The following is a 22,677-nucleotide window of genomic DNA, read 5'->3' as shown; positions in this document are numbered from 1 at the left end:
CCACCAGCCCCCCGTCGTTCAAGTCCCGTCGTTCAAGCCCGATCCGCGTCAAAGGGGGCCGCAGACGCCTCGATCCGGTCGAGCATCTCACGAAAGTTGGCGATTTCCTTCGCCGAAAAGCCTTCAAAAACCTGCGCTTCCAGTTCGAGCGCCTTGGGCGCGACATCGTCATACAACGCCCGCCCGGTGCTGGTCAGCATCAACAGATGCGAGCGCTGGTCGCCCGGATTGGGGCGTCGCGCGACCAGTCCACGCTCGACCAGTGCGGTTGCGGCGCGGCTCACCGTCACCTTGTCCATGCGCGTCGCCACCCCCAGCGCCTGTTGGGTAATGCCGTCATGCTCGGCGATGATCGCGATCAGCCGCCACTCGGGAATCTTCAAGCCAAACAGCGCCTGATACGCGCTCGCAATCGCCGCCGACACGCGGTTGGAGGCGATCGACAGCCGATATGGCAGGAATTGATCGAGCTTGAGGCCGGTCATGTCGCCTCCCCGGTCGTTGCCACCCCGAACAGTACCTCACCGCGAAAGACCGTGAACACCGCGAGCCCGACCAAAACCGCCGATGCGATCCACAATCCGCCAAAACCGAGCAGCGGGAAGGTCGCCGCCCCCGTGATCGCCCCGCCGACCAACCCGACCCACAGGTAGAAATGCGGCAGCCACGCCCAGCGCGGGCCGCCAAGCACCGCCGCCGCCAGCCTTTGTCCCAATTTGACCAGCGTTCCCGTCATATAGGTCAAGCCGAGCCGCACCTCGCCATCCTCCTCGAACACGGTGTTCTCCGCGCCCATCGCGAGCGCCATGAGGCTGGCCGCCGCCCAGACCGCGCCCAACTGCCCAGCGGTTCCCGCAAGCGCGAGCAGCAACGCCATCCACGCCAGGATCAGCGGATGACGATAGCGCCCGGCCATGCGCCCGATCATCGATCCGATCGCGACACCGCCGACAAAGGTCGCGATCAATTGCAGTGCAAGCAGCGCCGCCGCGTGATGCTGCGCCACGCCGACCGCGAGCCGGGTCGAATTGCCGCTCATGAACGAGACGAAAAAACCACCGGTCGCGATGAACCCGATCGCATCGACAAAGCCCGCCAGGGCGGACAGGCAGACGGCGAAGCTGCGTTGGCGGGCATCGTAACGGATCACCTGCTTTGTGTATCGGGCCGACGCGGCCCCGTCATCCCCCGCTGGACGTTCCCGTGGATCATCGGTATAGTTTCATTTGTTACCAGTTTCCCGGAGCAAAGCCGATGACGACCCATGCGACCAAGCCCGAAAACCCAATGGGCCTGAATGGCTTCGAATTCGTCGAATTCACCTCGCCCGATCCGGCGGCGTTGGCTGATCTGTTCGTGAAGATGGGCTTCACCCATGTCGGCACGCACAAATCGAAGAATGTCCGGCGCTATGCGCAAGGCGACATCAACTTCCTGCTCAACATGGACGATGCGGGTCAGGTCGCGGGTTTCCGCAACGCGCACGGCCCCTCGGCCAATGCGATGGCCTTCCGTGTCGCCGACGCCGACGCCGCCCTGAAACTGGCGCTGGAACGCGGTGCGACGGCGGTTACCGGCGCACACGGTCCCGGCGAGCTCGACATCCCCGCAATCGAGGGGATTGGCGGGGCTAACCTCTATCTGGTCGACAAGCATGGTGGCGAGACGATCTACGACACCGATTTCGTGCCGACCGGGGCGACTGTCGGCGATCATAGCGTCGGCCTGCACACGCTCGACCATCTGACGCACAATCTCAAGCGCGGACGGATGGATTATTGGGCGGACTATTACGAACGCATTTTCAATTTCCGCCAAATCCGATATTTCGACATTGAAGGGCAATCGACCGGGCTGTTCTCCAAGGCGATGACCGCGCCCGACGACAAAATCCGCATCCCGCTCAACGAAAGCCAGGACGAGCATTCGCAGATCGAGGAGTTCATCAAGGATTATAAGGGCGAGGGAATCCAGCATCTCGCGCTGGCGACCGACGACATCTTCGCCACGGTCGACGCGCTGCGCGCCAATGGCATCCGCTTCCAGACGACGCCGCAGACCTATTTCGACCTGATCGACAAGCGCCTGCCCGGCCACGGCCATGACGTCGCCGAAATGCGCAAGCGCGACATCCTGATCGACGGCGCGCCCGAAACCGGCGGCGGCCTGTTGCTGCAGATCTTTACCGAGAACATGGTCGGGCCGATCTTCTTCGAGATCATCCAGCGCAAAGGCAATGACGGCTTTGGCGAGGGCAATTTCAAGGCGCTGTTCGAAAGCATCGAACTCGACCAGATCCGGCGCGGCGTGGTGCCGGGCAAGGTCGAGGCATGACCCGCAATCCTCCCCGTTTCGGGGAGGGGGACCAGCCGCAGGCTGGTGGAGGGGGCGTGCCGCAGGCGCTTCCGCCCGTTAGAGCCCCCCTCCACCCCTCGGCTGCGCCGAGCGGTCCCCCTCCCCGTTCCGGGGAGGATTACATGACCGGCTTCGGCAACCACTTCGCCACCGAGGCCGTGGCCGGTGCCCTCCCCACCGGGCGCAATTCGCCGCAGCGCCCGGCATTCGGGCTCTATGCCGAGCAACTGAGCGGCACTGCCTTCACCGCGCCGCGCCACGAGAATCGCCGGTCGTGGCTCTACCGCTTGCGCCCTTCCGCCGCGCATCCGGCTTTCACCCGCTATGGCGGTGCGCCGCTCTTCGCAGCGGCACCATCGGACGCCCCGCTCGCGCCCAATCGCCTGCGCTGGGGTCCGCTAGACGGATTGGACGCCGACTGGCTCGATTCGCTCACCACGATGATGGTCGCGGGCGATGGGCCGCAGACGCAGACCGGCGTCGCCACGCACCTCTATCGCTGCGGCAAGGACATGGGGAACCGCGCGTTCGTTTCAGCCGATGGCGAATTGCTGATCCTGCCCGAACTAGGCGCGCTGACGCTGCTGACCGAATTGGGGCGGATCGAGGTCAAGCCCGGCGAGATCGCCTTGATCCCGCGTGGCGTGCGCTTTCGCGTCACGCTGCCCGACGGCCCGGCGCGTGGTTATGTCGCGGAGAATTACGGGGCGCCCTTCCGGTTGCCCGATCTCGGACCGATTGGCGCCAACGGTCTCGCCAATCCGCGCGATTTCGAAACGCCAGTCGCGTGGTATGAGGATGTCGAGGGCGACTATCAGCTCGTGCAGAAGTTTCTCGGCACGCTGTGGGAAACCAACCTTGGCCGCTCCCCGCTCGACGTCGTCGCCTGGCACGGCAATTACGCGCCGTGGAAATATGATCTGGCGCGCTTCAACACGATCGGCAGCATCAGCTTCGACCACCCCGACCCGTCGATCTTCACCGTGCTGACCTCGCCCAGCGACCTGCCGGGCACCGCCAATGTCGATTTCGTGATCTTCCCGCCGCGCTGGCTGGTTGCCGAAGATACCTTCCGCCCGCCCTGGTTCCATCGCAACACGATGAGCGAGTGTATGGGGCTATTGCGCGGCGCCTATGACGCCAAGGTCGGCGGCTTCGTTCCGGGCGCATTGTCGCTGCACAATCAAATGAGCGGGCACGGGCCCGATGTCGCGAGCTGGCAAGGTGCCGGCACCGCCGATCTCGCGCCGCAAAAGCTGACCGACACGATGGCGTTCATGATCGAAAGTCGCTGGGTGTTCCAGCCGACCGATTTCGCGCTGGAGACAGCGGCGCTGGACAGCGACTATGATGCGGCATGGGGCGGCTTTCCCAAGGCAGTGCTACCGCAATAGCCAACTGCCTTGGGCTAAGCCCGCTTCACTTCATCTGCCGCCGCACGCTCGCCATCGTCGCCTTGCCATAGGGCGGCTTCAAACCCGCCAGCTTCGCGACGTCGAGCTTGGCCTGCTTGAACACCGCCTTGCCGTGGCTGAAGGTTTTGAAGCCGTCAAAGCCATGATACGAGCCCATGCCCGATGGCCCGATCCCGCCAAAGGGCAGTTCCTCCATCGACACATGGAACACCACGTCATCGAGCGTCACCCCGCCGGAAATGGTGCGATCGAGCACGCGCCGCCGCTCGGTTTCATCCGGCCCGAAATAATAGAGGCCGAGCGGACGGTCGCGGCGGTTGACCTCGGCAATGGCGCTGTCGATGCCGGTATAGCGGCGCACCGGCAGGATCGGGCCGAACAGTTCCTCCTGCATTACGATCATATCGTCGGTCGCGTTGCGGACAATGTGGAGCGGCATCTTGCGCGCGTTGGACCCGGCGAAATCCTCATTCGCGGGATTGACCGTCTCGACCGTCGCGCCCTTGGCGCGTGCGTCGGCGACCCAGTCCCGCAGGCGTTGGTGATGGCGATCGTTGATGATTGCGGTGTAATCGGGGTTGGCGAGCAGCGTTGGATACATGCTCGACACCGCCGCCTTCAGCCCATCGACCACCGCCTGCTCCTGCGCCTCGGGCACCAGCATGTAATCGGGTGCCAAACAAATTTGTCCGGCGTTGAGCATCTTGCCGATCGCCACCCGCTCGGTCGCGCGCGCAATGCCGGCATCCTTGCCGATGATGACGGGCGACTTGCCGCCGAGTTCGAGCGTCACCGGCGTCAGATTATCGGCAGCGGCGTGGAGGATATGCCGCCCAATGCCAGTCGCGCCGGTGAAGATCAGATGGTCGAACGGCAATTCGGAAAAGGCCTTGCCCACCTCCGGCCCGCCGCTGAAGAAGGCCAGCTCCTCGGTCGCGAAATATCTGGGGCTCAGTTCCTCGAACAGGGCCGCCGTGCGCGCGGTGAATTCGCTGGTCTTGACCATCGCGCGGTTGCCCGCCGCGAAGATGCCCGCGATCGGCCCCATCACCAGATTGACCGGGAAATTCCACGGCGCAATCACCCCGACCACGCCCTTGGGCTGATATTCGACCCAGGCGCGCGCGCCGAGCAGCCCCAGCGGAAATTGCACCGCGCGGCTGTCACGCCGTGCCCAGCGATCGAGCGACTTGATCGCGTGCTTGATCGGCGCGATCGACGACGCGATGTCGGTCAGCATCGATTGTTCGCGGCTGCGATGCCCGAAATCCTCGCTCAGCGCGTCGCAAAAGGCATCGGCATTGTCGGCGATCATCGCCGCCGCGCGCGCCAGGCGATCCTTGCGCACCGCCAGCCCAACCGGGAGTTCATCCATGAACGCCGCGCGTTGGCGCGCCAGCACATCCTGCATCGTCATCCTCATCCCCTTTTGGAGTATTATCGTATCAGGTCGCGCAACCGATCAACCCTCCGACCGGAACCACCACCGTATCCTGCCCCGCGCGATCGAGTTGCAGCAAGCCCTCGGTGACGACCGCCCCCCCGCTGATCGACTCGCGCGTCTCGATCTTCATCGTCAGCTTCGCAGATAGGCCTGCGGCACCATAATCGTCGCTCTCGCCAAAACCGAAGCCACCTGCCCCGGTCTGGCCGCTGCGTTCGAGATCGGTCACCGTCCCGCCGAGCGACAGGCGCAGCCGCCCCGGATCGGCTTGCGCCATCGCCACCAGCGCGCGCGTGCCGCTTACCGTCCACAAATAGGCGGCGCAGCCCTTGGCCGGGAGATCCTGCCGCGGAATCGCTCCCAGCGGCAAACCATCGATCGAGGATGGCAGCGGGGTCGGCGCAGGTGCGGCTTGCGGGGCAGCGGCAAGCAGCAGTGGCGCGAACGGGAGAAGCGCTTTCATGCCAGCGAGCCTATCAGGAACAACCACGCCGGGTAAGCCGCGATCGCCAGCAATGCACCGAACGGCAGGCGATCCCCCATCGAGGTGGGCCGCCCGCGCAATATGCCCAGCAACACCACCGCCAACCCGATCAACGCCGCCAGCAACACCACCGCCGGCAGCATCCGCCAGCCGAGCCACAGACCGATCGCACCGAGCAATTTGGGATCGCCCCCCCCCAGCCCGTCGCGGTGACGCAGCGCCTTATATCCCGCCCCAACCGCCCACAAGGCCGCAAACCCGCCCACACCGCCGATCACCCGGTCGATCAACGCAGGTTCGATACCCAGCAAACCGCTGGCCAAGCCCGCCGCCGCCAGCGGCGCGGTCAGCGCATCCGGTAGCCAAAATTCGTTGATGTCGAGCGCCGCCAGCGTCAGCAGCAGCCAACCGAACACCGATCCGGCCAAACCCACCGGCCCCGGCACCGCCAGCCCCGCCAGTACGCCAACCCCGAGACATCCCAGCTCGATTTGCCAATGCCGTGGATCGATCCGCGCGCCACACCGGCGGCAGCGCCCTCGCGCGAGTGCTGCGCTCAGCAACGGCACCAGATCGCGCACGCCAAGTATCACCCCGCACGCATCGCACGCGGACCGGCCCCGCGCGACCGAGCGCCCCTCGGGCCAGCGCACCACCAGGGTTGCGAGAAAACTCCCGACGATCGCGCCAAGGCCGCCCAGCATTACAGGCCAGAGCCAATCATCCATAAGATATCAGTGGTTCCCCATGTTGCGGGCCTTGTCCCTGCCCCGGCTACCATTTGTAAAGCGACAAAGTCGGGCCTAGATCGCGCATAGTCTTTTCCACCCGAGAGTCGCATCGTCATGGCCACCGATCCCGTCGTCATCCTGTCCTTCGCTCGCACGCCGATGGGCGGCTTCCAGGGTGCGCTGAGCGGCGCGACCGCGACCGAACTGGGCGCGACCGCCGTGGGTGCGGCGGTCGAGCGCGCGGGGCTTTCGGGCGAGGTAATCGAGCGCATCTATATGGGCTGCGTGCTTCCCGCTGGGCTTGGCCAGGCCCCTGCCCGCCAAGCCGCGCTCAAGGCTGGCCTGCCCGAACATATCGAGGCGACGACGGTCAACAAGATGTGTGGCTCGGGCATGATGGCGACGATGCTCGCCGCCGATGCGCTGGTGGCGGGTTCCGCCGACATGATCGTCGCGGGCGGCATGGAGAGCATGACCAACGCGCCCTATCTCTCACTGCGCCATCGCGGCGGCGCGCGCATCGGGCATGATGTGCTGAAGGATCACATGTATCTCGACGGGCTCGAAGATGCCTATGAACCAGGCAAGCTGATGGGCAATTTTGCCGAGGACACCGCCGCCGCCTATCAGTTCACCCGCGCGCAGATGGACGATTATGCAATCGAATCGCTGCGCCGTGCCCAAGCCGCGCAGGCCTCTGGCGCCTTCGATCGCGAAATCGTGCCGGTCGAGGTTTCCGGTCGCAAGGGGCCGACCACGATCAGCCTCGACGAGCAGCCTGCCAAGGGCGATGCCGCCAAAATCCCGACGCTGAAGCCCGCTTTCTCGAAGGACGGCACGATCACCGCCGCCAACGCCTCGTCGATTTCGGACGGTGCGGCCGCGCTGGTGATGACGCGCGCCTCGGTGGCGGAGAAGCTTGGGCTGACGCCGGTCGCCCGGATCGTCGCTCAGGCGGCGCACGCCCATGCGCCGTCGCTCTTCACCACCGCCCCCGTCTTCGCGATGCGCAAGGCGCTCGCCAAGGCAGGCTGGTCGGTCGACGATGTCGATCTGTTCGAAGTCAACGAAGCCTTTGCGGTGGTGGCGATGATTGCGATGCGCGACCTCGGCATCGCGCAGGAGCGGCTGAACGTGAATGGCGGGGCCTGTGCGCTGGGCCACCCGATCGGTGCGAGCGGCGCGCGTATTCTCGCCACGCTGCTGTCGGCGCTGCACGCAAGCGGCCAAAAGCGCGGCCTCGCCTCGTTGTGCATCGGCGGCGGCGAGGCAACCGCCATCGCGGTGGAGACGATGAACTGAAACCGCGGAAGGCCCGCTACAGCTTCAGCGTGAAATAGCGGGCGAACACCTCATCGCTATACCCGGCGAACGGGCCGCATTCGACAAAACCGGCGCGCGCATAAAGCGCGCGCGCCGCCGCAAAGGGGGCGTTGGCGCCTGTCTCCAGGCTCAAATGTGCAAAGCCACGGTTACGCGCGGTGCCGATTACATGATCGAGCAGTATCGCCGCCACCCCGCGCCGTACCTGATCCGGCGCGGTACGCATCGACTTCACCTCTCCATGATCCGCATCAAGTGCCTTGAGCGCGGCCATACCGAGCAGCGTTTCGCCCTCCCACGCCGTCCACAGCGTCACCGCAGGATCGCGCAGCCTGCTCAGGTCGAGCGCGAAGACGCTGCCGGGCGGTGAGTTCTCATGCGCCGCGCGCAGATGCAGACCGATCAACGCAAGCACCGCCGGATGCGTCACGTCGTCGCGGACAATCCGCCAGGCGGCGCTTGCCTCGCTCAACCAAGCGTCTCGCCGGGCTCCACGCCCCACAGATGCACCGCCTCGACAAAACCGCCGCGCCCGCGCACGTCGAAATAGCACCATCCGCGCGTGCATTTGCTGATCCGCCCGACCACGCCCGGTGCCGCGCGCCACAACACCCGGCCTGCATCGCGCGGCGAATCGCGCAGTTCGGCGACGGTGCCCATCACCAAAGCGGTGCGCGTCTCGCGGATCAGCGTACCCATCATCCAGCCCTGCGTGCCATCCGGATCTTCCACCTTGTACCATTGCCCATGCTCGTAAATATCGAGCACCTTCACCGGCAAATCGGCGCGCTGATACAGCCAGTTCGACGGATAGGTCCGCGCCGGCCCGGTGCGCATCCGCGCCTTGCCGGCACCGATCGAGGCGAAATAGGGCGGCTTCTTCTGCACCAGCCCCGCCACCGACGGCACCGCCAGCGCAAACCCCATCGTCGCCAGCAAAATTCTGGCTCGCAACCGCATCTCAGTCCCCCACAAAATCCTACATCGTTTACAGCGGAAGCACCGCGCGCTTCAACACCCGTTGACGCCGCCAAACACCTCCGCCAAGCCTTTGCCATGCCCGAAATGACACGTCCCGCGAACCCGAGAGTGCCCAGCCCGAAGGTTTGGGTGACCCGTGAATTGCCCGCTGCGGTCATGGACCGCATGGAGCAGTTGTTCCACACCAGCATCCACCGCGGCCCCGCCGCGCTCACCCGCGACGAACTTTCCGCTGCGATGGCGGAATGCGACGTGCTCGTCCCGACGGTGACCGACGAAATCGATGCCGAGCTGATCGCAGGCGCGGGCCCTGCCCTCAAGCTGATTGCCAATTTCGGCGCGGGCGTGAACCATATTGACCTGAAAGCGGCGCGCGCGCGCGGCATCATCGTCACCAACACCCCCGGCGTGCTGACCGAGGACACCGCCGACATGACGATGGCGCTGATTCTGTCGGTGCCGCGCCGCCTGGCCGAGGGCGAAAAGCTGGTGCGCTCGGGCGAATGGAAGGGCTGGACACCGGGCGGGATGCTTGGCCACCGCATTGGTGGCAAGGCGCTCGGCATTCTCGGCATGGGGCGGATCGGCCAGGCCGTCGCGCGGCGCGCGCGCGCCTTCGGGCTGACGATCCATTATCACAATCGACACCGGCTACCCAAGGTGGTCGAGGCCGAACTGCAGGCGCAGTGGCATCCCAATCTCGATGAGATGCTGTCGGCAATCGACATCCTGACGATTCACACCCCGCGCAACCCCGACAGCGAAGGGCTGATCGATGCCGCGCGGATCGCGCTGCTGCGGTCGCATGTGTATCTCATCAACACGTCACGCGGCGGGATCGTCGATGAAGGCGCGTTGATTGCGGCGCTGGAAGGTGGGCGACTGGCTGGGGCGGGTCTCGATGTATGGCAGCACGAACCGCAAATCGACCCGCGCTTGCTCGCTTTGCCCAATGTCGTGATGACCCCGCATATGGGCTCCGCCACCTTCGAGGGGCGGCTGGCGACGGGCGAAAAGGTCATCACCAACATCCGCATGTGGGCCGATGGCCACCGCCCGCCCGATCAAGTGCTGGAAGGCTGGGCCTGACACGGCCCCCACCCTTCCCACTTCAACTTTCCGATTGACGCCCGCCACCGCGCATTGCAGCTTCACTCCAAGAATAAAAAATCTGAGGAGAGTGATGATGGACCGTACCGGGTCGTTTGCCGTGGGTGCTGCACTTGTCTTGTTTTCGGCTTTGCATATCGTAAGTGCGCCGGACTATCTCAACATCCTTCCGGCGGCGGCCCTGCTCTACGGGGTCTTTCGCCTTGCCATCAAACGCAACATTGCCGGAACGCCGATCGACGAAGAGCTGTCGTTCGCGCCTCCTGCCGAGGGCTGAACGGACCGCGGTACGCGGCCCCCCTTCTGTTCGTTTCGAGCATCGTCGACAAACCTGGCGCAGCGCGTGTGGCTGTTTTTCAACTTCGCTCGAAACGAACGGGGGGACGCGCTCAGCGCGCGTGGAAAAAGTCGTAGATCTGCTGCGCGACCGCCGCGCTGACGCCGGGGGCCTTTTGCAGGTCTTCAAGGCTCGCGTTGCGCACCGCGCGCGCGGTGCCGAAGTGCATCAGTAGCGCCTTCTTCCGCGCCGGGCCGATGCCCGGCACGTCATCGAGCGGTGAGGCGCCGATCGCCTTCGCCCGTTTGGCGCGGTGTGCGCCGATTGCGAAACGGTGGACTTCATCGCGCAGGCGCTGAAGATAGAACAGCACCGGCGCATTGACCGGCAATTGAAACTCGCGCCCGTCGAGCATGTGGAACACCTCGCGCCCATCGCGACCGTGGTGCGGGCCTTTAGCGATGCCGACCAGGCACACATCCTCGATCCCCAATTCCTCGAGCACGCCCTTGACCGCGTTGAGTTGCCCGCGCCCGCCATCGATCAACACCAGATCGGGCCAGTCGCCCGCGTCGCGATCGGGGTCCTCATTTTGCGCGCGTGCGAAACGGCGCGCGAACACTTCGCGCATCATGCCGAAATCGTCGCCCGGAATCGTGTCGGGGTTCTTGATGTTGAACTTGCGATACTGGCCCTTGCGGAAGCCCTCGGGCCCGGCAACGACCATTGCACCCAACGCATTGGTGCCCTGAATATGGCTGTTATCGTAGATTTCGATCCGGTCGGGCGGCTCGGGCAGGTCGAACAGGTCAGCTACCTCACGCAGCAGCTTTGCCTGGGTGGTGCTCTCGGCCAGCCGCCGGTCAAGCGCCTCCTCGGCATTGCGCTTGGCCTGATCGAGCAATTTGCGGCGGGTGCCGCGCTGCGGCATCGACAGCGTGACCTTGAACCCCGCCTGCCCGCCCAGCGCCTCGCCCAGCAGCACCGCTTCGTCCAGCTCGCGGTCGAGCAGTACAGTACGCGGCGGCGGGACTTCCTCGTAAAATTGCGCGAGGAACCCGGCCAGAATTTCATCCTCGGGCACGTCGGCGGTGTGCGCGGGGAAGAAGCTGCGGTGCCCCCAATTCTGCCCGCCACGAATGAAGAAGGCCTGGATGCCGATCACGCCATTCTTGTTGGCCATCGCAAAGATATCGGCATCGCCCAGCCCCTCGGCGTTGATCGCCTGACTGCCCTGAATAAAGGTGAGCGCCCGCAATCGATCGCGCAGGATCGCGGCGAGTTCGAAGTCCATCGCTTCGGCGGCTACCTGCATCTGGCCACCGAGCTTGGCCTGCACTTCGGTCGATTTCCCGGCGAGGAACGCCTTGGCGTCAGCCACCAATTCGCCATAGCCCGCCGCGTCGATCCGCCCGACGCACGGCGCCGAGCAGCGCTTGATCTGGTAGAGCAGACACGGTCGGTCGCGATTCTTGAAAAAACCGTCGGTGCAACTACGCAGCAGGAACAGCTTTTGTAGCGCGTTCAAGGTGTTGTTGACCGCACCTGCGCTGGCGAAGGGGCCGTAATAATTGCCCTTGGCACGCCGCGCACCGCGATGCTTCTGGATGCGTGGAAAATCATGATCCGCGCGTAACAGGATGAACGGGAAGGATTTATCGTCGCGCAGCAGCACATTGTACGCGGGGCGATATCGCTTGATGAGCTGCGCTTCGAGCAGCAGCGCCTCCGCCTCGTTATTGGTCGTGACGATCGTCATCGCGCGCGTCTGCGCGACCATGCGCTGCAAGCGCCGCGAGAGCCGCTCCACCTGCGTATAATTGGTGACGCGGTTCTTTAGCGCGCGCGCCTTGCCGACATACAGCACGTCGCCGCGCGCATCGAGCATCCGATAGACACCGGGCCGCGCCGGGAGGGTGGCGAGCACGTTACGGATCGCTGCGACCCCGGCATCGAGATCGGGCGTGTCGCTGCCGCGGACGGTAAAGGTGGCCTTGTCTTCGTTGAAGCGGGTCGGGGCGTTGGGATCGGACATTGTCGATGATCTAGGCATTCGCGCGCAGGGATGCCACGGCTTCCTTGGCGGAAGAACCTCCCCGCACGAAAAAGCAGCGGCAAGTTGCCCCGCCGCTGCCCGAATATACACTAAGCGCCGTTACTTGATCGCGGCGAGGTCCGTCTTGACCTTGGTCAGCGCGGCGTCGGTCAGTGCGCCTTGCGACAGCGGCGCAAGCTGGTTGAGCGTCATGCCCTTGAACTGATCGTACAACGGATGCGCGGTAATGTTCTGCAGGTCGGTGTCGAGCACCGCCTTGCCCGCCGTGCTGGCAGCGATTGCCTCGATCGGCGTGTCGAGATCGAATTTCGCGGCACCGGTCGCGGTAGCGGTCGTTGCGGGCGCAGCGACGGCAGGAGCCGATGCCGCAGCAGGTGCGGGGGCGGTCTGGGCGGCGAGCGGCGTCGCGATAAAAGCGACGGCTGCGGCAAGAACGACAGACTTCATGGGGGAGCCTCTTTCGAAAGGTAAGCGGCGCGAATCACCGCGAGGCCGACGTTACCCCGATCAGTGGCGAAACGAAATGCACCCGTAATAACGGGCACATCGCGGTCAGTTGAGCTTGCTGAGTCCAGCGATGGTCCGGTCAACCAGGGCTCTATCGGCATCGACACCGTGACGCTGCGCGATGATCGTTGCGGCAGCGCGGGTCGCCGCTTCGGCGGCACGCGCGCGAACTTCGGCAATGGCGGTGCGCTCGGCTCCCGCAATTTTGTCTTCGGCCATCGTTTGCCGACGTGCGATCAAATCGGTAAGATCGCTTTCCGCCTTGGCAAGCATTGCGGCTGCTTCGGCTTCGGCATGAGCGACGATGGCGGCGGCATCGCCTGCGCTCGCTGCGTTGCGCGCCTTGGCTTCAGCAAGCTGCGCCTCGGCTTCCGCCCGCAGTTTGGAGGCTTCCTCCAACTGCCCACGGATCGTCGCGATACGGCTGTCGAGCACGCCCGCGATCATCTTCGGCACCTTTTGCCAAATCATGATCCCGATCACGACCAGCATCGACAACGCCACGAACATCGGCGGCGTGATGCCGACGAACGCCATTTCGTGATGCAACTCGGTCGCCCCGGTATGCTCGATCGTCTTGACCGCTTGACCGTCAGCCATGTGCCAGCTCTGCCTTAACCTGCGTTTCGATGGTCGCGCGGTCGACCGCCACGCCCGAAAGCTTGGCGACGATCTGTTCGACCGCTTCGACCGTATTGGTCTCGATTTCAGCCAGCGCCTGAACCTTGGACGCGTCGATGCGGCTGGTGGCGGCATCGAGTTGTGCGGCCAAAGCGGAGTCGCTCGCCTTCAACTTGGCCTCGGTGCCGGCAATCGCCCGCGCCTTGGCTTCGCCGAGGGCAACCGTCGCCTTCGACCGGGCGGACTCGAGACCCGCCTGATAGTCGCGCTCGGAGGTGAGCGCAGCATCCCGCGCCGCCTCTGCCGCGGCGATGTCCCCCGCGATCCGCCCGTTACGATCTTCGATCGTGGACTCGATCTTGGGGACCATCGCCTTGCCGATCCCGAAATAGATCAGCGCGAATACGATCGCGAGCCAGAAAAGCTGCGAGGCGTAGATCTCGCCAATCTGGGAAAGCTGCGGCATTGGTTGCGCTCGCTCTTGCTTACTTGACGACGAAGAGGATGAGGATCGCGACGACGAACGCGATCAGACCCAGAAGTTCCGAAGCCGCGAAGCCGATGAACAGGCGGCCCTGCTGGCCGTCTGCCGCACCCGGGTTGCGCAGTGCGCCTTCGAGGAACGAACCGAACACGTTGCCCACGCCGAGCGCGGCCAGACCAACGCCGATCGCCGCGAGGCCGGCACCGATGTACATTGCACCAAGATCAGTCATGATAAGCTCCTTGAGAATTGCGTAGTCAGGTTATGGAAAAGATTAGTGCAGGTGTACCGCATCGTGCAGGTACAGCGACGTCAGCAGGGCAAACACATAGGCCTGGATCGCGCACACCAGCAACTCCAGTGCGCTAACCCCCACGATCATCGCGAAGCTGAGCAAGCTGACGACGCCGCCAAGCGGACCGCCTGCGTTGAGCCCCTGCACCACGAAACTGCCGAACACTTCGAGCAGGATGTGCCCCGCCGTCATCGCAACGAACAGTCGCAAACCGAGCGAGAACGGGCGCACCATGAACGAGACGAATTCGACCGGGATGATAACCGGCATCAGCCAGGCAGGCGCCCCGTGCGGCACGAACAGGCTGAAGAACTTCAGCCCGTGCGTCGCGAAACCAACCACCAGCACAATGCCAAAGGACAAGAACGCCAGCACGGCCGTCACCGTAATGTGGCTGGTCACCGCGAAGGTGTGCAGGCCCGGCAGGATCGCCAGCGGCAGCACGCCGACCAGATTGGCGAACAGGATGAAGAAGAACAGCGAGAAAATGTAAGGCGCGAATTTTTTGCCGCCCGAACCGATGTTCACCGTCACCATATTGTCGATGAAGCTGACGGCATCCTCTGCGGCAACCTGCCAGCGGCCAGGAACGAGCTGCCGCTTCAGGCCACCGGCCATGAACACGGCGAGCAGCATGAACACGACCACCATGAACAGCGCCGAGTTGGTGAAGGATACGTCATAGCCAAACAGATTCAGGTGCCCGCCCAATACGGGCTCCACCTTGAACTGTTCCATCGGATCGATTTTGCCGGCGCTCACTCCGCGCGCTCCTTCGAAATCTTGATGATATTAAGGAACGCCCCGATAACCGCGAGCGTCAAGACTATCAGCAGCGCCCAGGGCGAGGTTCCCAACCAATGGTCGAGCGCCCAGCCCATAACCCCGCCACCGAACAAGGCCCCCAGCAGCAGCGTCAGCACGCGTGCGCCCTGCGAATAGCCTTTCGCGGGGGGCAGCGCGACACCAGCACGCACCTGGCCAGCCGCCTTCGCCGAAGCGATGCGGGCATCCAGGTCGTTCTTCTGGCGTATGTCGGCCAAGGGGCGCTTATCCTGATAAGAAAACGCCGCCGTGCCTCTGGCACCGCGACGGTGAACATCGGGGATCGTGGGGAAAGAGCCCCGTTCACGCGCCGTTTAGGAAGGTGACCGGGGGGTGTCAACTCTTGTGGCCGATCCGGCCACCTGCGTTGCCTATCGCCCCTGCCCGCGATACTCCTTTGGTCCAATGAGCGAACCCCTTCCCGATCATGCCGGACACCGCGCGCGCTTGCGGCAGCGCTTGATCGAACAGGGCGGTGACGCTTTGCTCGATCATGAATTGGTCGAATATCTTCTGGCATTGGCGATTCCCCGGCGCGACACCAAACCGCTGGCCAAGGCCTTGCTTGCTGAATTTGGCGGGGTCGGCGGGCTATTCAGCGCCGATCCGGAAGCGTTGCTGCGTGTCACCGGCATGGGCGAGACCTCCGTCGCGGCGATCAAGATCGTGCAGGCAACCGCCTTGCGGCTGTTACGCGTGCAAGCCAGCGCGCAACCGGTACTGGCGAGTTGGCAAGCGTTGATCGACTATCTCCACGCCGACATGGCGCACCGCACCAACGAGCGTGTCCGCGTGCTCCACCTCAACACCCGCAACATGCTGATTCGCGACGAGGCGATGAGCGAGGGCTCGATCGACGAAGCCGCGCTCTATGTGCGCGAAGTGATCCGCCGTGCGATCGATCTCGGCTCGGCGGCGATCATTCTGGTCCACAATCACCCGAGTGGCGACCCCGCCCCCAGCCGCGCCGACATCGAAGTCACCCGCAAGGTCGCCGAGGCGGGCAAACGGCTGGGCATTGCGGTCCACGATCACATCATCATCGCGGCAAGCGGGCATTCCAGCCTGCGCGCGATGGGGCTGTTGTAGAGAATGCGGCGCCCGCCGCTCCAGGGTGGAGAGCGGCGGGCACGACGGTAACAGGGTACGGCATTACCCCTGCTGCGACAGGAATCCGGTCAATTCGGACTGGCTGATCTTCTTGTTCTTGTCGGTATCGGCCTGGGCAAAGGCCTTGTTCAGCCAGCTCTTGGTCGCGGGCGAGGTTGCCTTGGTCGAAGGGTCGCTCGCGCTTTTCAGGGCGATCATCCAGGAATCGAATTCCTTGGCGCTCAACACACCATCGCCATCCTTGTCATAGCTGGAGAACTCCTGGCTCACCACCTGCGCCACCTGCGTGCCCGTCGTCGGCTGGGCAGCGACCGCCGATTCCGCCGTGGGCACGGCCGCCGAATCGGCCGGTACGGCACTTTGCGGTGTCGGCGGCGCAGGCTGGACAGGAAGTACCGGATCAGTCGTCGCGGGCGCCGATTGCGTGGTTTGCGGGGTTGCCGGCGTAGTTTGCACGCCCTGTGCAAATACCGGAGCCGACATTATCATCACTCCGCTAAGTAAAGCATATTTCAACATCGGATCTCTCCATGTGATTGTTCAAGTGTCACGTTGAACGCGACGCCATGCGTCCTAACCAGCGTTCACGGTATCAACACCCATGCTTCCGGATCGGTCCCTTTGTCGCTGATTTGAAGGATCGGCTTGTCCCTGCTAACGCGCGTGTCATCGCGGACCCGTTGCGATTCCGCGATGGCCCGACTCTGCCGCATCAAGGAAATCCGATGGTCCCCCGCTATTCCCGCCCCGACATGGTCGCGATCTGGACGCCCGAAGCGCGTTTTCAGATCTGGTTCGAGATCGAGGCACATGCGACCGATGCGCTGGCCGAACTGGGTGTCGTCCCCAAGGAAGCCGCCGCCGCGATCTGGGCCAAGGGTGCGTTCGAGGTCGAGCGCATCGACGAAATCGAGCGCGAGACCAAACATGACGTGATCGCCTTCCTGACCAATGTCGCCGAGCATGTTGGCCCCGAAGCGCGCTTCATGCACCAAGGGATGACCTCGTCCGACGTGCTCGACACCTGCCTTGCGGTGCAACTGGCGCGCGCGAGCGACATTCTGATCGCCGATATCGACGCGCTGCTGGCGGTGCTCAAGCGCCGCGCGGTCGAGCATAAGCTGACCCCGACGATCGGCCGCAGCCACGGCATCCATGCCGAGCCGGTTACGTTCGGGCTCAAGCTCGCCCAGGCTTATGCCGAGTTTGCCCGCAACCGCGCGCGGCTCGTCGCGGCGCGGGCCGACATCGCCACCTGCGCAATTTCGGGCGCGGTCGGCACCTTCGCCAATATCGATCCGTTCGTGGAGACGCATGTCGCCGAGAAACTCGGCCTCACGGTCGAGCCGGTTTCGACCCAGGTCATCCCGCGCGACCGCCATGCGATGTTCTTCGCGACGCTCGGCGTGATCGCCTCGTCGATCGAACGCCTCGCGACCGAAATCCGCCATTTGCAGCGCACCGAAGTGCTGGAGGCCGAAGAGTTCTTCTCGCCGGGGCAAAAGGGCTCGTCGGCGATGCCGCACAAGCGCAACCCGGTGCTGACCGAAAACCTGACCGGCCTCGCCCGCATGGTACGCGGCTATGTCACGCCCGCGCTGGAGAATGTGGCGCTGTGGCATGAGCGCGACATCTCGCACTCCTCGGTCGAGCGCTATATCGGCCCCGACGCCACGATCACGCTCGATTTCGCACTGGCGCGGCTGACCGGGGTCATGGACAAATTGGTCGTCTATCCCGCGCGGATGGACAAGAACCTCAACAAGATGGGTGGTCTGGTCCATTCGCAGCGCGTGCTGCTCGCGCTCACGCAAGCGGGCGTCAGCCGCGAGGACGCCTATCGCCTCGTGCAGCGCAACGCGATGAAGGTGTGGGATTCAGACGGCGTGCTGTCCTTGATGGAATTGCTCAAGGCCGATCCCGAAGTCACGGCGGCGCTGTCGGTCGCGGAAATCGAGGACAAGTTCGATCTCGGCTATCACCTGAAGCATGTCGACACGATCTTTGACCGGGTGTTCGGCAACGACTGATCGACAAATTTGCACGCTTCAACGTGCAAATGCTGCAAGTGCGAATGCGCGTAATAAAATTGCGTAATTGAGCAACAATCTCCAGATGCACCCGTGCCGGAATGATCCGGCACGGAGATCCCTACCATGCGCATTCTACAAAGCCTCGCGAGCGGCCTCATCGCCGTTGCAGGCGTCGCGCTGGTGGTCGAGGTTCTTAGCCTCTAACCCATCGGCCCACCCGCCCCTTCTTATTGACGGGGCGGCCAGGGCCGTGGGGTTGAGAGCAGATTTTCAAATCTTTGGCGGAAGGCGCCCGCCAAACATCCCGCCGTCACCCCGGCCCAGTGCCGGGGGCCACTGTGCCGCAAATCCTGCGAGTATTCCCGGCGGCCCCGGGACAAGCCCGGGGGTGACGGGTAAGAGCATGGGCCCAGCCGCTTACCCCCAGGCGCTCTTCATCTTCTTGAAGAATCCGCTGGTCTGCGGGCATTCCTTGCCGGTTTCGGTCGAGCGGAATTCCTCGAGCAATTCCCGCTGGCGCGAGGTCAGGCTGCTCGGCGTTTCCACTTCGATGCGGATAACCAAATCGCCGCGCCCGCGCCCCTGCAACACGGGCATCCCCGCGCCACGTTGCCGCAATTCGCGGCCCGACTGGGTTCCCGCCGGGATCTTGATGGTGTGTTGCACGCCATCGGGGCCGGGAATGGTGATTTCCCCGCCAAGCGATGCAGTGGTGAAGCTGATCGGCGCGCGCGCGTACAGCGTCGTGCCCTCGCGCTGGAACAACGGATGCCGCGCGACATGCAGAAAAATATAGAGGTCGCCCGGAGGCGCGCCGCGCATCCCGGCCTCGCCCTCCCCGGTCAGACGCACGCGCGTGCCCTCATCGACGCCGGGCGGGATGTTGACGGTGCGCGTCTTGGTCTTTTCGACGCGGCCCTCACCACGACAATTGCCGCACGGATCGGAAATGGTCTGCCCTGCGCCGTGGCAAGTCGGGCACGTGCGCTCCACCACGAAGAAGCCTTGTTGCGCGCGGACTTTGCCGTGGCCGTGGCAAGTCGTGCAGGACTTGGCCGACGTGCCCTTGGTCGCGCCGGTGCCCTTGCACACGTCGCACACGCCGGTCACATCGACGGTGATATCGGTGGATTTGCCGTGAAAGGCTTCCTCCAGCGTGATTTCCATGTCGTAGCGCAAATCCGCGCCACGGCGCGGGCCGCTGGCGCCGCCGCGCTGCCCACCCATGAATTCGCCGAAAATGTTTTCGAAAATGTCCGAAAAGGCGCTGAAATCCTGCGCACCGCCGCCGCCACCGCCCTGTTTGAACGCGGCATGACCATAACGATCATAGGCCGCGCGCTTTTGCGGGTCCTTCAGGCAGTCATAGGCTTCGCTAATCGCCTTGAAGCGTGCTTCGGAATCATCGCACCCCGGATTCTTGTCGGGGTGATAGCGCATCGCGAGACGGCGGTAGGACGATTTGAGCGTGCCTTCATCGGCATCGCGCTCGCATTCCAGCAATTCGTAAAAATCGACTTCAGTGCTCATCTTGCGCCTCTAAGCCCTCTCCCCAGCAGGGGAGAGGGTTGGGAGAGGGGGAGTGATGCGGATGCGGTTGCGATCATATCGCAAATGCCCCCTCTCCCCCGGCCCTCTCCCCCGATGGGGAGAGGGGGACTTCATTACGCCTTGCTGTCGTCGACCTCGGAGAATTCCGCGTCGACCACGTCTTCCTTTGGTGCTTCCGCTGCATCGGCACCCGGCGAAGCCTCGGCCTGCGCCTGCTTCTCGTAAATCGCCTGACCCAGCTTCATCGCGACCTGCGCCAAGGCACCGGCCTTTTCCTTCATCGCCTCGGCATCGCCACTCTCGACCGCGGTCTTGGTCGCGGCAATCGCGGTTTCGATCTCGCCCTTCAGCGCGGCATCGACCTTGTCGCCATTTTCGGCGAGCTGACGCTCGGTGGTGTGGACCAGGCTTTCAGCGTTGTTCTTCGCCTCGGCTGCCTCACGACGCTTCTTGTCGTCCTCGGCAAACTGCTCGGCATCGCGCACCATCTGCTCGATGTCGCGATCGGACAGACCACCCGAAGCCTGGATGCGGATCTGCTGCTCCTTGCCTGTGCCCTTGTCCTTGGCCGAAACGTTGACGAGGCCGTTGGCGTCGATGTCGAACGTGACTTCGATCTGCGGCACGCCGCGCGGTGCGGGCGGAATGCCGACCAGGTCGAACTGGCCGAGCAGCTTGTTGTCCGCCGCCATTTCGCGCTCGCCCTGGAACACGCGGATGGTGACAGCCTGCTGGTTGTCGTCCGCGGTCGAATAGGTCTGCGATTTCTTGGTCGGGATCGTGGTGTTGCGATCGATCATGCGGGTGAACACACCACCCAGCGTCTCGATGCCGAGCGACAACGGCGTCACGTCGAGCAGCAGCACGTCCTTGACGTCACCCTGCAGCACGCCCGCCTGAATGGCGGCACCCATTGCGACGACTTCATCGGGGTTGACGCCCGAATGCGGTTCCTTGCCGAAGAAGTCCTTCACCACCTGGCGGACTTTAGGCATACGCGTCATGCCGCCGACCAGTACCACTTCGCTAATGTCCGACGCCTTGACGCCGGCATCGGCCATCGCCTTGCGGCACGGCTCGAGCGTGCGCTGGATCAGATCATCGACCAGCCGCTCGAGATCAGCGCGCGACACCGATTTGACGAGGTGCTTCGGGCCGGTCGCATCAGCGGTGATGAACGGCAAATTGACTTCGGTCGTCGCCGCCGAAGACAGCTCGATCTTCGCCTTTTCGGCGGCTTCCTTCAAACGCTGGAGCGCCAATTTGTCCTTGGTCAGGTCAATGCCCTCGGCCTTCTTGAAGTCGTCCGACAGGAAGTTCAGCAGCTTGTTGTCGAAATCTTCGCCGCCGAGGAAGGTATCACCGTTGGTCGCCTTTACTTCGAACACGCCATCGCCAATCTCGAGGATCGAGATGTCGAAGGTGCCGCCGCCAAGGTCATAAACCGCGATCGTCTTGTTGGTGTCCTTGTCGAGCCCGTAAGCGAGCGCTGCCGCCGTCGGCTCGTTGATGATGCGGAGCACTTCAAGGCCGGCAATCTGCCCGGCATCCTTGGTCGCCTGGCGCTGCGCGTCGTTGAAATAGGCCGGAACGGTGATGACCGCCTGCGTGACCGTTTCGCCAAGATACGCCTCGGCGGTTTCCTTCATCTTCTGGAGCGTGAAGGCTGAGATTTGCGAGGGGCTATAGTCCTTGCCGCCAGCACCAACCCAGGCGTCGCCATTGTTGCCACGCACGATGTGGTACGGGACCAGCTCGGTGTCCTTCTTGGTGATCGGGTCATCAAAGCGACGGCCGATCAGACGCTTCACCGCGAAGATGGTGTTTTCCGGATTGGTCACCGCCTGGCGCTTCGCCGGCTGGCCGACCAGCCGCTCGCCATCCTTGGCGAAAGCGACGATCGACGGCGTGGTGCGCGCGCCTTCGGCGTTTTCGATAACCTTGGGCTTGCCGCCCTCCATCACCGAGACGCAGCTATTGGTGGTGCCGAGATCGATTCCGATTACTTTTGCCATTGGTCCTCTGGGGCCCCCGTCTGTCAAAAAATTGCCATTCCGCCGCGCCCTTACGATAAGCAACGCGACACTGCACTCCGGCGATATAGGGGGGCTTTCGCTTGTCGCAAGATTTCGCAGCACGTAGAGTGACGCGATAAGTTCCCAAAGCGGGAGAGAGCATTGCATATTCGAATGATTCTGGCGTCCGGGCTCCTGTTTTTGGGCGGGTGCAGCCATCCACCGGTGCTGTCCGTCGACAAGGGCTATATCCGCCTTGCCGCAATCCCGAGCCGCCCGGCAGCGGCCTATTTCACCATCCACGGTGGCCCAGCCGACACGACCCTGCTCTCGGTCAGCAGCGATGTGTCGGTGAAGAGCGAGCTGCACGAATCGATGATGTCGGGCAACATGGCGACGATGCAGCCGATCGGCGACCTGGCGATCCCCGCCGCTTCCACCACCGTGTTCAAGCCCGGCGGCAAGCATTTGATGCTGTTCGACATGAACCCGGGAATCAAACCGGGCCGCGCGGTGACGCTGACCTTCACTTTCTCCAACAACCAGCGCGTCTTATACGACGCACCGACCATCGCCGCAGGGGCTCCGGCCCCAGCCGAGTGACCAGCCGCGCGCTGACATCGGGCGAGGTGGCGCTTGCCCGCAGTGTGTTCGGCGACGCGATCGATTATGCGCCGGTGCGGCTGGAGCAGCGCAAATGGGCGTTCTTCCAGCCGCGCGAAACGGTGATGGCACTCACCGGCACGATCCACTTTCATCCACAGGGTTCACGCTACCGGGCGGATTTCTCGTGCGGCGATCTGGATGACCAGGGGCTGCTGATTCACGAATTGACGCATATCTGGCAAAGCCAGCGCGGGATTTTCCTGCCGCTGCGCCGCCATCCCTTCTGCCGTTACCATTATGCGATCCGACCCGGCCTACCGCTGCACCGCTACGGGATCGAACAACAGGCCGAGATCGTGCGCCACACCTTCGTGCTGCGCCAGGGCGGCTTCGTGCGCGGCGCATTCCCGCTGGCGACGTATGAAAGTATTTTGCCGTTCAGATAGCGGGTTGG

Annotated in this window: 26 protein-coding genes; 9 read left to right on the top strand and 17 right to left on the bottom strand. The window is 63.9% G+C overall.

Annotation, left to right across the window (positions count from 1 at the left end; translation table 11 throughout):
- Positions 1 to 32 precede the first annotated feature (32 nt).
- Both WC704_RS03550 and WC704_RS03545 read right to left on the bottom strand, forming a co-directional pair.
- The gene (locus WC704_RS03550; protein WP_372888588.1) at positions 33 to 485 is read right to left on the bottom strand and encodes a MarR family winged helix-turn-helix transcriptional regulator; all 453 of its coding nucleotides are present in this window, start codon (positions 483 to 485) and stop codon (positions 33 to 35) included.
- Positions 482 to 1,150 carry a YoaK family protein gene (locus WC704_RS03545; protein ID WP_372888587.1) on the bottom strand — a complete coding sequence of 223 codons (669 nt, stop codon included), beginning with the start codon at positions 1,148 to 1,150 and terminating at the stop codon, positions 482 to 484. Before WC704_RS03545 ends, WC704_RS03550 begins: the two co-directional genes overlap by 4 nt.
- 104 nt (positions 1,151 to 1,254) lie before the next feature.
- Between WC704_RS03545 and hppD the strand changes: the two genes are divergently transcribed.
- Both hppD and hmgA read left to right on the top strand, forming a co-directional pair.
- Positions 1,255 to 2,334, top strand: coding sequence for a 4-hydroxyphenylpyruvate dioxygenase (gene hppD, locus WC704_RS03540; RefSeq protein ID WP_372888586.1), 1,080 nt, complete (start codon positions 1,255 to 1,257; stop codon positions 2,332 to 2,334).
- Positions 2,335 to 2,477: 143 nt separating this feature from the next.
- Complete coding sequence (gene hmgA, locus WC704_RS03535; RefSeq protein WP_372888585.1) at positions 2,478 to 3,749, top strand: homogentisate 1,2-dioxygenase; 1,272 nt, start codon at positions 2,478 to 2,480, stop codon at positions 3,747 to 3,749.
- Between the two features lie 25 nt (positions 3,750 to 3,774).
- Here hmgA and WC704_RS03530 read toward each other — a convergent pair whose 3' ends face one another.
- The 3 genes from WC704_RS03530 to WC704_RS03520 are packed head-to-tail and all read right to left on the bottom strand — an operon-like array spanning position 3,775 to position 6,426.
- Entirely contained in the window at positions 3,775 to 5,187 is a 1,413-nt protein-coding gene (locus tag WC704_RS03530) for a coniferyl aldehyde dehydrogenase (RefSeq protein ID WP_372888584.1), read from the bottom strand.
- 28 nt (positions 5,188 to 5,215) lie between these two features.
- Positions 5,216 to 5,677 carry a hypothetical protein gene (locus tag WC704_RS03525; RefSeq protein ID WP_372888583.1) on the bottom strand — a complete coding sequence of 154 codons (462 nt, stop codon included), beginning with the start codon at positions 5,675 to 5,677 and terminating at the stop codon, positions 5,216 to 5,218.
- Positions 5,674 to 6,426, bottom strand: coding sequence for an A24 family peptidase (locus tag WC704_RS03520; protein ID WP_372888582.1), 753 nt, complete (start codon positions 6,424 to 6,426; stop codon positions 5,674 to 5,676). Before WC704_RS03520 ends, WC704_RS03525 begins: the two co-directional genes overlap by 4 nt.
- A 117-nt stretch (positions 6,427 to 6,543) precedes the next feature.
- Here WC704_RS03520 and WC704_RS03515 point away from each other — a divergent pair, with 117 nt between their 5' ends.
- A complete protein-coding gene (locus tag WC704_RS03515; RefSeq protein WP_372888581.1) occupies positions 6,544 to 7,731 on the top strand; it encodes an acetyl-CoA C-acyltransferase in 1,188 nt (395 codons plus the stop codon).
- A gap of 16 nt (positions 7,732 to 7,747) precedes the next feature.
- Here WC704_RS03515 and WC704_RS03510 read toward each other — a convergent pair whose 3' ends face one another.
- Positions 7,748 to 8,224, bottom strand: a complete 477-nt coding sequence (locus WC704_RS03510; protein ID WP_372888580.1) for a GNAT family N-acetyltransferase — start codon at positions 8,222 to 8,224, stop codon at positions 7,748 to 7,750.
- The gene (locus WC704_RS03505; RefSeq protein WP_372888579.1) at positions 8,221 to 8,712 is read right to left on the bottom strand and encodes an SH3 domain-containing protein; all 492 of its coding nucleotides are present in this window, start codon (positions 8,710 to 8,712) and stop codon (positions 8,221 to 8,223) included. The genes WC704_RS03510 and WC704_RS03505 overlap by 4 nt, the downstream gene beginning before the upstream one ends.
- A 96-nt stretch (positions 8,713 to 8,808) precedes the next feature.
- On the opposite strand from WC704_RS03505, the gene WC704_RS03500 reads away from it, so the two are divergent.
- On the top strand, positions 8,809 to 9,822 hold the full coding sequence (locus WC704_RS03500) for a 2-hydroxyacid dehydrogenase (RefSeq protein ID WP_372888578.1): 1,014 nt from the start codon (positions 8,809 to 8,811) through the stop codon (positions 9,820 to 9,822).
- 97 nt (positions 9,823 to 9,919) lie between these two features.
- Positions 9,920 to 10,120, top strand: a complete 201-nt coding sequence (locus WC704_RS03495) for a hypothetical protein (protein ID WP_372888577.1) — start codon at positions 9,920 to 9,922, stop codon at positions 10,118 to 10,120.
- 112 nt (positions 10,121 to 10,232) lie between these two features.
- Here the strand turns inward: WC704_RS03495 and uvrC are convergent, their stop codons facing one another.
- The 7 genes from uvrC to WC704_RS03460 form a co-directional block, all read right to left on the bottom strand.
- Entirely contained in the window at positions 10,233 to 12,155 is a 1,923-nt protein-coding gene (uvrC, locus tag WC704_RS03490) for an excinuclease ABC subunit UvrC (RefSeq protein ID WP_372888576.1), read from the bottom strand.
- A 120-nt stretch (positions 12,156 to 12,275) separates the two neighbouring features.
- A complete protein-coding gene (locus tag WC704_RS03485; RefSeq protein ID WP_372888575.1) occupies positions 12,276 to 12,623 on the bottom strand; it encodes a hypothetical protein in 348 nt (115 codons plus the stop codon).
- A 105-nt stretch (positions 12,624 to 12,728) separates the two neighbouring features.
- Positions 12,729 to 13,283 carry a hypothetical protein gene (locus WC704_RS03480; protein ID WP_372888574.1) on the bottom strand — a complete coding sequence of 185 codons (555 nt, stop codon included), beginning with the start codon at positions 13,281 to 13,283 and terminating at the stop codon, positions 12,729 to 12,731.
- On the bottom strand, positions 13,276 to 13,770 hold the full coding sequence (locus WC704_RS03475; protein WP_372888573.1) for an ATPase: 495 nt from the start codon (positions 13,768 to 13,770) through the stop codon (positions 13,276 to 13,278). The genes WC704_RS03480 and WC704_RS03475 overlap by 8 nt, the downstream gene beginning before the upstream one ends.
- A 19-nt stretch (positions 13,771 to 13,789) precedes the next feature.
- Positions 13,790 to 14,002 carry a F0F1 ATP synthase subunit C gene (locus tag WC704_RS03470; RefSeq protein WP_010164404.1) on the bottom strand — a complete coding sequence of 71 codons (213 nt, stop codon included), beginning with the start codon at positions 14,000 to 14,002 and terminating at the stop codon, positions 13,790 to 13,792.
- A gap of 60 nt (positions 14,003 to 14,062) precedes the next feature.
- Complete coding sequence (locus tag WC704_RS03465) at positions 14,063 to 14,845, bottom strand: F0F1 ATP synthase subunit A (protein WP_372888572.1); 783 nt, start codon at positions 14,843 to 14,845, stop codon at positions 14,063 to 14,065.
- Positions 14,842 to 15,126: an AtpZ/AtpI family protein gene (locus WC704_RS03460; RefSeq protein ID WP_372888571.1), complete on the bottom strand. Its 285-nt coding sequence runs from the start codon at positions 15,124 to 15,126 to the stop codon at positions 14,842 to 14,844. Before WC704_RS03460 ends, WC704_RS03465 begins: the two co-directional genes overlap by 4 nt.
- A 187-nt stretch (positions 15,127 to 15,313) precedes the next feature.
- Here WC704_RS03460 and radC point away from each other — a divergent pair, with 187 nt between their 5' ends.
- The gene (gene radC / locus WC704_RS03455) at positions 15,314 to 15,997 is read left to right on the top strand and encodes a DNA repair protein RadC (protein WP_372888570.1); all 684 of its coding nucleotides are present in this window, start codon (positions 15,314 to 15,316) and stop codon (positions 15,995 to 15,997) included.
- Between the two features lie 63 nt (positions 15,998 to 16,060).
- Here radC and WC704_RS03450 read toward each other — a convergent pair whose 3' ends face one another.
- Entirely contained in the window at positions 16,061 to 16,501 is a 441-nt protein-coding gene (locus WC704_RS03450; protein ID WP_372888569.1) for an EF-hand domain-containing protein, read from the bottom strand.
- A 242-nt stretch (positions 16,502 to 16,743) separates the two neighbouring features.
- On the opposite strand from WC704_RS03450, the gene purB reads away from it, so the two are divergent.
- The gene (gene purB, locus WC704_RS03445) at positions 16,744 to 18,048 is read left to right on the top strand and encodes an adenylosuccinate lyase (RefSeq protein ID WP_372888568.1); all 1,305 of its coding nucleotides are present in this window, start codon (positions 16,744 to 16,746) and stop codon (positions 18,046 to 18,048) included.
- A 420-nt stretch (positions 18,049 to 18,468) separates the two neighbouring features.
- Here the strand turns inward: purB and dnaJ are convergent, their stop codons facing one another.
- Together dnaJ and dnaK are read right to left on the bottom strand one after the other, a co-directional pair.
- Positions 18,469 to 19,581 carry a molecular chaperone DnaJ gene (dnaJ, locus tag WC704_RS03440; RefSeq protein WP_372888567.1) on the bottom strand — a complete coding sequence of 371 codons (1,113 nt, stop codon included), beginning with the start codon at positions 19,579 to 19,581 and terminating at the stop codon, positions 18,469 to 18,471.
- A gap of 134 nt (positions 19,582 to 19,715) precedes the next feature.
- Entirely contained in the window at positions 19,716 to 21,617 is a 1,902-nt protein-coding gene (gene dnaK, locus WC704_RS03435; protein WP_372888566.1) for a molecular chaperone DnaK, read from the bottom strand.
- Positions 21,618 to 21,791: 174 nt separating this feature from the next.
- Here dnaK and WC704_RS03430 point away from each other — a divergent pair, with 174 nt between their 5' ends.
- Together WC704_RS03430 and WC704_RS03425 are read left to right on the top strand one after the other, a co-directional pair.
- A complete protein-coding gene (locus tag WC704_RS03430; protein ID WP_372888565.1) occupies positions 21,792 to 22,220 on the top strand; it encodes a copper chaperone PCu(A)C in 429 nt (142 codons plus the stop codon).
- Positions 22,217 to 22,669: a vgr related protein gene (locus WC704_RS03425; protein WP_372888564.1), complete on the top strand. Its 453-nt coding sequence runs from the start codon at positions 22,217 to 22,219 to the stop codon at positions 22,667 to 22,669. The genes WC704_RS03430 and WC704_RS03425 overlap by 4 nt, the downstream gene beginning before the upstream one ends.
- Positions 22,670 to 22,677 lie beyond the last annotated feature (8 nt).

The organism is Sphingomonas sp., from assembly GCF_041661885.1.
Classification (GTDB): domain Bacteria; phylum Pseudomonadota; class Alphaproteobacteria; order Sphingomonadales; family Sphingomonadaceae; genus Sphingomonas.
The sequence above is the reverse complement of the archived record's forward strand: the minus strand, read 5'-3'. Positions and strand labels throughout refer to the sequence as shown.

Excerpts from the sequence above, each read along its gene's own strand:
- WC704_RS03530 (WP_372888584.1), bottom strand. The coding sequence starts at position 5,187 with ATGACGATGCAGGATGTGCTGGCGCGCCAACGCGCGGCGTTCATGGAT.
- WC704_RS03550 (WP_372888588.1), bottom strand. The coding sequence starts at position 485 with ATGACCGGCCTCAAGCTCGATCAATTCCTGCCATATCGGCTGTCGATC.
- radC (WP_372888570.1), top strand. The coding sequence starts at position 15,314 with ATGAGCGAACCCCTTCCCGATCATGCCGGACACCGCGCGCGCTTGCGG.
- dnaK (WP_372888566.1), bottom strand. The coding sequence starts at position 21,617 with ATGGCAAAAGTAATCGGAATCGATCTCGGCACCACCAATAGCTGCGTC.
- purB (WP_372888568.1), top strand. The coding sequence starts at position 16,744 with ATGGTCCCCCGCTATTCCCGCCCCGACATGGTCGCGATCTGGACGCCC.
- hppD (WP_372888586.1), top strand. The coding sequence starts at position 1,255 with ATGACGACCCATGCGACCAAGCCCGAAAACCCAATGGGCCTGAATGGC.
- uvrC (WP_372888576.1), bottom strand. The coding sequence starts at position 12,155 with ATGTCCGATCCCAACGCCCCGACCCGCTTCAACGAAGACAAGGCCACC.
- WC704_RS03495 (WP_372888577.1), top strand. The coding sequence starts at position 9,920 with ATGGACCGTACCGGGTCGTTTGCCGTGGGTGCTGCACTTGTCTTGTTT.
- WC704_RS03485 (WP_372888575.1), bottom strand. The coding sequence starts at position 12,623 with ATGAAGTCTGTCGTTCTTGCCGCAGCCGTCGCTTTTATCGCGACGCCG.
- WC704_RS03430 (WP_372888565.1), top strand. The coding sequence starts at position 21,792 with ATGATTCTGGCGTCCGGGCTCCTGTTTTTGGGCGGGTGCAGCCATCCA.
- WC704_RS03450 (WP_372888569.1), bottom strand. The coding sequence starts at position 16,501 with ATGTCGGCTCCGGTATTTGCACAGGGCGTGCAAACTACGCCGGCAACC.
- WC704_RS03515 (WP_372888581.1), top strand. The coding sequence starts at position 6,544 with ATGGCCACCGATCCCGTCGTCATCCTGTCCTTCGCTCGCACGCCGATG.
- WC704_RS03505 (WP_372888579.1), bottom strand. The coding sequence starts at position 8,712 with ATGCGGTTGCGAGCCAGAATTTTGCTGGCGACGATGGGGTTTGCGCTG.
- hmgA (WP_372888585.1), top strand. The coding sequence starts at position 2,478 with ATGACCGGCTTCGGCAACCACTTCGCCACCGAGGCCGTGGCCGGTGCC.
- WC704_RS03475 (WP_372888573.1), bottom strand. The coding sequence starts at position 13,770 with ATGCCGCAGCTTTCCCAGATTGGCGAGATCTACGCCTCGCAGCTTTTC.
- WC704_RS03480 (WP_372888574.1), bottom strand. The coding sequence starts at position 13,283 with ATGGCTGACGGTCAAGCGGTCAAGACGATCGAGCATACCGGGGCGACC.
- WC704_RS03525 (WP_372888583.1), bottom strand. The coding sequence starts at position 5,677 with ATGAAAGCGCTTCTCCCGTTCGCGCCACTGCTGCTTGCCGCTGCCCCG.
- dnaJ (WP_372888567.1), bottom strand. The coding sequence starts at position 19,581 with ATGAGCACTGAAGTCGATTTTTACGAATTGCTGGAATGCGAGCGCGAT.
- WC704_RS03500 (WP_372888578.1), top strand. The coding sequence starts at position 8,809 with ATGCCCGAAATGACACGTCCCGCGAACCCGAGAGTGCCCAGCCCGAAG.
- WC704_RS03520 (WP_372888582.1), bottom strand. The coding sequence starts at position 6,426 with ATGGATGATTGGCTCTGGCCTGTAATGCTGGGCGGCCTTGGCGCGATC.
- WC704_RS03470 (WP_010164404.1), bottom strand. The coding sequence starts at position 14,002 with ATGTACATCGGTGCCGGCCTCGCGGCGATCGGCGTTGGTCTGGCCGCG.